The organism is Neisseria subflava (genome assembly GCF_003044645.1).
Lineage (GTDB): Bacteria > Pseudomonadota > Gammaproteobacteria > Burkholderiales > Neisseriaceae > Neisseria > Neisseria subflava_B.
On sequence record NZ_POXL01000010.1, the window covers coordinates 65,726 to 72,443 of the forward strand.

The following is a 6,718-nucleotide window of genomic DNA, read 5'->3' on the forward strand; positions in this document are numbered from 1 at the left end:
GTCTTTGACAGTGGATGCGCGGTGGTAGCTCAGTTGGTTAGAGTACCGGCCTGTCACGCCGGGGGTCGCGGGTTCGAGCCCCGTCCGCCGCGCCATTATTTAAAAAGCACTGATAATATTAGTGCTTTTTTATTTTTCTTAAAGACACTATTAAACTGCGAAAATAGAAACAGGTAAGTAACAGGATATTGAAATACTGTTTAATCTTAATTTCTGATGATTGAAAAAAGGCCGTCTGAAACTTTGAAAGTTTCAGACGGCCTTTAGTCTATTGAAACAATGGATTAAATATCCAATTCTGCCGTATCGCCTTCTTTTTCCATCCATGCGCGGCGGGCGGCGGCTTCGCCTTTGCCCATTAGTTTGACGAAGATGTCGCGTGTTTCGTCATCCGCGCCTTCTGGGATTTGCACTTGCAACAGGCGGCGGGTGTCGGGGTGCATGGTGGTGTCTTTGAGCTGGTCGGGGTTCATCTCGCCCAAGCCTTTGAAACGGCTGATGGAATAAGCAGTTTCTTTAACGCCTTCTTTTTGCAGTCGCTCCAAAATGCTGTCGAGTTCGTTTTGATCGAGGGCGTAGAATTTGCGGGCGGGTTTGCTTTTGCCTTGTGCGTTGATATCGATGCGGAACAGCGGCGGCTGGGCGACGTAGATATGTCCGTCGGCAACCAGTTTTGGGAAGTGGCGGTAGAACAGGGTCAACAGCAAAACTTGAATATGCGAGCCGTCCACGTCGGCATCGGACAGGATGGCGATTTTGCCGTAGCGCAGGTCGCTTAAGTCGGGATGATCGTTGATGCCGTGCGGATCGACACCGATGGCGACGGAAATATCGTGGATTTCGGCGTTGCCGAAGAGTTGGTCGGGGTGGACTTCGAAGCTGTTAAGCACTTTGCCGCGCAGGGGCAGGATGGCCTGTGTGGCTTTGTCGCGGGCAAGTTTGGCAGAGCCGCCGGCGGAATCGCCTTCGACGAGGAAGAGTTCGTTTTCGCGGATGTCTTCGCTCTCGCAGTCGGTCAGTTTGCCGGGCAGGACGGCAACGCCGCTACCTTTTTTCTTTTCAATCTTTTTAACCGAACGCATCCGTGCTTGTGCCTGACGGATAGCGAGTTCGGCGATTTTTTTGCCGAAGTCTACGTTTTGGTTTAGCCACAATTCCAAAGGGTCGCCCGATACAGTAGCAACGAGTTTCAGCGCATCGCGGTTGGTCAGCTTGTCTTTGGTTTGACCTTGGAACTGAGGGTCGAGGACGCGGGCAGAGAGGACGAAGGCGGTTTTGCTGAACACGTCGTCGCTTTGTACTTTTACGCCGCGCGGCAAGAGGTTGTGCAGATTGATGAAGTTGTTGACGGCGTTGAACACGGCTTGTTTCAAGCCTGCTTCATGCGTGCCGCCCAAAGGGGTGGGAATCAGGTTGACGTAGCTTTCGTTGGCACACGAGCCTTCTTCCAGCCAAGTCAGGGCAAACGCGGCACCTTCGCCAATGCTGAAATCGCCGTTGTGGCCGTCTGAAATGTAGTTTTCACAAGAGAAGATAGGTACGGCTTCCTGAGCGTCGGCAATCAGATCGGTCAAATAGCTTTTCAGGCCGTCTGGATAGTGCCAGGTTTGGGTGTATGCTTCGTCTTCACCTTTGACCGGACGGGTCAGGGAAACGCGTACGCCCGGCAGTAATACAGCTTTGGCGCGCAGCAGGCGTTCGAGTTCAGGAATGCTGTAATTCGGGCTTTCAAAATATTTGCCGTCCGGCCACACGCGCACTTCGGTGCCGCTGTCTTTGACGGCGCATTTGCCCACTTCAGTCAATGGCTCAATGACGTCGCCACCGGAAAAGACGATGCGGTGGATTTTGCCTTCGCGTTTGATCGTTACTTCAAGGCGGGTGGAAAGGGCGTTGGTAACAGATACGCCGACGCCGTGTAGGCCGCCTGAAAAGGCATAGGCACTGCCGCCGTCTTTTTTGTTGAACTTGCCGCCTGCATGTAGACGGGTGAATACGAGTTCGACTACGGGTACGCCTTCTTCAGGGTGCAGGCCGACGGGAATACCGCGGCCGTTATCACGGACGGAAAGAGAACCGTCTTCATGAATTTGCACGTCAATTTCAGTTGCAAAACCACCCAACGCCTCGTCCGCCGCATTATCAATCACTTCCTGACAGATATGGGTCGGGCTGTCGGTACGGGTGTACATGCCGGGACGTTCTTTGACCGGCTCCAAGCCTTTGAGGACGGTAATGCTGGATTCGCTGTATTGATTGTTTTTAGCCATAGGAATAATGTAAAGGCCGTCTGAAAAGATGAAAAACAACGCTTTCAGACGGCCTGAAAGCGTTTGGGTTATAGGTTTTCTATTGGATTGCGACGGATAAAGTCTTCATAGCTTTCTATGCCGCGCAAGAAACGGGAGAGTTCGGTCAATGCGTCCAAATACACGCCGCGCTTGAAGTCGATGACTTCGTCAACTGGCGCCCAGTATTGGTGCCAACGCCAGCCGTCGAATTCAGGATGGTGGCAGGCGCGGAGGTTGACGTCGCTGTCGCGGCCGACCAAACGCAAAAGATACCAAATCTGTTTTTGTCCGCGATACGAACCGCGCCATTCGCGGCGCACCCAGTGGCTGGGCACGTCATAGCGCAGCCAGTCGCGCGTGCGGCCGATAATTTTGACATGTTGCGGCAGCAGGCCGACTTCTTCGTACAACTCGCGGTACATGGCGGTTTCAGGGCTTTCGCCCGGCTTGATGCCGCCTTGCGGAAACTGCCATGAATGTTCGCGTACGCGTTTGCCCCAAAAGACTTCGTTACGTTCGTTAATCAGGATAATACCGACATTGGGGCGATAGCCTTCTCTGTCTAACACGGTGTCGCCCTTCATTAAATTCAATCGTGCAATTTTCCCACAAATTGAGCGGTTTTGACAAATCTTGAGGCCGTCTGAATAAGCCCACAGTTTTTCCCAGACGGCATGAAACCGTTTCTGAAAAAATGTTGTTTATGAATAAAACCATAGCTTCAGGCCGTCTGAAAAGGGAGAATTTTTTCTGCTTTAAGGTCTTGCATTCAAAAGCTTTTTGCCGTTTAATGCAAACCTTGCTGAATCAAGGGCAAAGGACACATGCCGGCCGCCCCCACAGTTTCCCTTTTGTAAGTGGCATCTGCCACCGCTGCAATATTTTTACCCCCCGAACAAAAGGTCTGAAACCATGAAAAAATCTTTGATGGCGGCGGCAATCTTGAGCCTCGTCTTGACTGCGTGTAGCGGTGGAAAAGAAACCGCCGCAGAATCTTCCGCATCTCAAACTCAAACTTCTTCCTCTCAAACGGATAAACTCAATATCTACAACTGGTCGGATTATGTCGATCCGGCCACGCTGTCTGCGTTTGAAAAAAATACGCATATCAACGTCCGCTACGATTACTACGACAGCAACGAAGCGCTGGAAGCCAAGCTGCTGACCGGCAAGTCGGGTTATGACTTGGTTGCGCCGTCTATTGCTAATGTCGGCCGTCAGATTAAAGCCGGCGCGTATCAAAAAATCGACAAATCGCAAATTCCCGATTACGCCAATATCGATCCTGATTTGTTGAAAATGATGGAAACCGTCGATCCGGGCAACGAATATGCCGTCCCTTATTTCTGGGGTATCAATACGCTGGCGATTAACAAACAGCAGGTTCAAAAGGCTTTGGGCACCGATAAGTTGCCTGAAAACGAATGGGATTTGGTGTTTAATCCTGAATACACCCAAAAACTGAAATCATGCGGCATCAGCTATTTCGACAGCGCCATCGAGCAGATTCCTTTGGCTTTGCATTATTTGGGCAAAGACCCGAACAGCGAAAACCCTGACGACATCAAAGCAGCTGTCGATATGATGAAAAAAGTGCGTCCCGACATCAAACGCTTTACCTCGTCCGGCTATATTGATGATATGGCAGCCGGTAATCTTTGCGTATCGGTAGGCTATGGCGGCGACCTCAATATTGCCAAAACCCGTGCCAAAGAAGCCGGAAACGGCGTAGAAATCGAAGTATTGGCGCCGAAAAGCGGCGTCGGTATTTGGGTGGATTCGCTGATGATTCCGCGTGATGCGCAAAATGTGGCCAATGCACACAAATACATCAATCACACGCTCAATCCGGAAACAGCGGCCAAAAACGGCAACTATGTGACTTATGCTCCGGCCAGCCGTCCGGCGCGTGATTTGATGGATGAAAAATACACTTCTGACGAATCGATTTTCCCAAGTAAAGAATTGATGGAAAAAAGCTTCATCGTCTCCCCTAAGTCAACCGATGCGAGCAAACTCAGCGTTCGCTTGTGGCAGGCTTTGAAAGCAGGGCGATAATTAAAATTGAAATTTGAATACTCAGGCCGTCTGAAACAGTTTTTCAGACGGCCTGAGTGTTATAATTGTCAACACTTTTCAAATATCCTATTAGGAGAAACAGCGTTATGAACAATTCAGTCATCACCGTCATCGGTAAAGACCGTGTGGGCATTGTGTACGACGTTTCCAAAATTTTAGCGGAAAACCAAATCAATATTCTCAACATCAGCCAACAGCTGATGGACGATTTTTTTACCATGATTATTTTGGTGGATACTTCAAAATGCACCAAATCGCGTCAAGAGGTTTTGGATTTGTTTGCGGAAGAGAGCAAAAAACTCGCGCTTGATATCCGTATGCAAAACGAAGAAATTTTCCAAGCCATGCACCGTATTTAAGTCGGAGGGAGAGCCATGAGTATTCAATCCGGCGAGATTTTAGAAACCGTCAAAATGGTGGCCGACCAGAATTTTGACGTGCGCACCATTACCATCGGCATTGATCTGCACGACTGCATCAGCAGCGATATCAATGTGTTGAACCAAAACATTTACAATAAAATTACCACAGTCGGCAAGGATTTGGTGGCGACGGCAAAATATCTGTCTGCTAAATATGGCGTGCCGATTGTGAACCAGCGCATTTCGGTTACGCCGATTGCCCAAATCGCGGCGGCCACCCATGCCGATTCCTATGTCAGCGTGGCGCAAACCTTGGATAAAGCTGCCAAAGCCATCGGCGTGTCCTTTATCGGCGGCTTTTCCGCGCTGGTGCAAAAAGGCATGTCGCCTTCGGATGAGGTGTTAATCCGCTCCATTCCCGAAGCGATGAAGACTACCGATATCGTGTGCAGCTCCATCAATATCGGCAGCACGCGCGCCGGTATCAATATGGATGCGGTCAAGCTGGCAGGTGAAACCATCAAACGCACGGCTGAAATTACACCCGAAGGTTTCGGCTGCGCCAAAATCGTCGTGTTCTGCAATGCAGTGGAAGATAACCCGTTTATGGCGGGCGCGTTTCATGGCTCTGGCGAGGCGGATGCCGTTATCAATGTCGGCGTATCGGGGCCGGGTGTTGTAAAAGCCGCGTTGGAAAACTCAGATGCAACAACATTGACAGAAGTTGCGGAAGTAGTGAAGAAAACCGCTTTCAAAATTACCCGCGTGGGCGAACTCATCGGCCGCGAAGCTTCAAAAATACTAAACATCCCATTTGGTATCCTCGACTTGTCGTTGGCACCAACCCCTGCCGTTGGCGACTCAGTGGCGCGCATTCTTGAAGAAATGGGTTTGAGCGTCTGCGGTACGCACGGCACGACAGCGGCTTTGGCCTTGCTGAATGATGCCGTGAAAAAAGGCGGCATGATGGCTTCCAGCGCGGTCGGCGGTTTGAGTGGCGCGTTTATCCCTGTTTCCGAAGATGAAGGCATGATTGCCGCTGCCGAAGCCGGTGTGCTGACACTGGACAAACTCGAAGCCATGACCGCCGTCTGCTCCGTTGGTTTGGACATGATTGCCGTCCCCGGAGACACGCCTGCTCATACCATTTCCGGCATCATCGCCGACGAAGCCGCCATCGGCATGATCAACAGCAAAACCACCGCCGTGCGCATTATTCCGGTAACGGGCAAAACCGTCGGAGACAGCGTCGAGTTCGGCGGCCTGCTGGGCTACGCGCCTGTAATGCCGGTTAAAGAAGGTTCGTGCGAAGTGTTCGTCAACCGAGGCGGCAGGATTCCTGCGCCGGTGCAGTCGATGAAGAACTGATTGGATTGATGAATAAAAAGGCCGTCTGAAATTGATTTTCAGACGGCCTTTAATGCTGTTTTTTATCGGCGATGTTGCGGTTGAAAATGTGGTAGTTTTCTTTGGCAAAGCCGATGTTGTAGGGCGCGCTGATGCTGCGGATTAAAACCAAATCGCGGTTGCGCACCAATACGGTGGGATCGATAACGACATCATATTGCCCTGCAATCGAGCGGCCGGTTTCCCGATACGAGCGGCTGCTTTTGGCTTGGACAATATGCACCGCGTCGATATGCGGATTGGCGTCAAACAGGCTGCGGTTGGCCTCGGTGCAGACCACGCTGATGCGGATGTGCGGCGCGGATTTTTTGATTTCGCGAAAGGCAAACGAGCTGACGATGTAGTCGCCGATTTTGCCGTCTTGGCGCAAAAACAGAATGCCGCCGATATTCTCCGGCGCAAGCGGCTTTTCAGACGGCACCGGCGCACGGTCGAGCCACGCCTTGCCCGCACGGATGCGCAGCGTTTGCAGGCGTTTTTTGATGGCTTTGAACAGGGTTTTAGCGGTCATTTTTGGGGTCTTTTGGGTGCGGACGGCCTATTCGTTCCCTCTCCTGCGCTCGCGCGGGGGAGGGTTGG

6 protein-coding genes and 1 tRNA gene are annotated in these 6,718 nt (G+C 51.4%); 4 read left to right on the plus strand and 3 right to left on the minus strand.

Annotated elements, in window-relative coordinates:
- Positions 1–18: 18 nt before the first annotated feature.
- Positions 19–95 (plus strand) — tRNA-Asp (locus DBY97_RS10810).
- Positions 96–284: 189 nt separating this feature from the next.
- Here DBY97_RS10810 and parE read toward each other — a convergent pair.
- Together parE and DBY97_RS10820 are read right to left on the minus strand one after the other, a co-directional pair.
- Complete coding sequence (gene parE / locus DBY97_RS10815) at positions 285–2,270, minus strand: DNA topoisomerase IV subunit B (RefSeq protein ID WP_107858338.1); 1,986 nt, start codon at positions 2,268–2,270, stop codon at positions 285–287.
- A 68-nt stretch (positions 2,271–2,338) separates the two neighbouring features.
- A complete protein-coding gene (locus DBY97_RS10820) occupies positions 2,339–2,875 on the minus strand; it encodes an RNA pyrophosphohydrolase (protein WP_234394557.1) in 537 nt (178 codons plus the stop codon).
- 328 nt (positions 2,876–3,203) lie between these two features.
- On the opposite strand from DBY97_RS10820, the gene DBY97_RS10830 reads away from it, so the two are divergent.
- From DBY97_RS10830 to DBY97_RS10840, 3 genes are all read left to right on the plus strand, one after another.
- On the plus strand, positions 3,204–4,349 hold the full coding sequence (locus tag DBY97_RS10830) for a polyamine ABC transporter substrate-binding protein (protein ID WP_107858340.1): 1,146 nt from the start codon (positions 3,204–3,206) through the stop codon (positions 4,347–4,349).
- A gap of 107 nt (positions 4,350–4,456) precedes the next feature.
- Positions 4,457–4,729: an ACT domain-containing protein gene (locus tag DBY97_RS10835; protein WP_003680574.1), complete on the plus strand. Its 273-nt coding sequence runs from the start codon at positions 4,457–4,459 to the stop codon at positions 4,727–4,729.
- 15 nt (positions 4,730–4,744) lie between these two features.
- Entirely contained in the window at positions 4,745–6,100 is a 1,356-nt protein-coding gene (locus tag DBY97_RS10840; RefSeq protein WP_107858341.1) for a PFL family protein, read from the plus strand.
- Between the two features lie 49 nt (positions 6,101–6,149).
- On the opposite strand, the gene DBY97_RS10845 is transcribed toward DBY97_RS10840, so the two are convergent.
- A complete protein-coding gene (locus DBY97_RS10845) occupies positions 6,150–6,650 on the minus strand; it encodes a glycosyltransferase family 9 protein (protein ID WP_234394558.1) in 501 nt (166 codons plus the stop codon).
- Between the last annotated feature and the right edge of the window lie 68 nt (positions 6,651–6,718).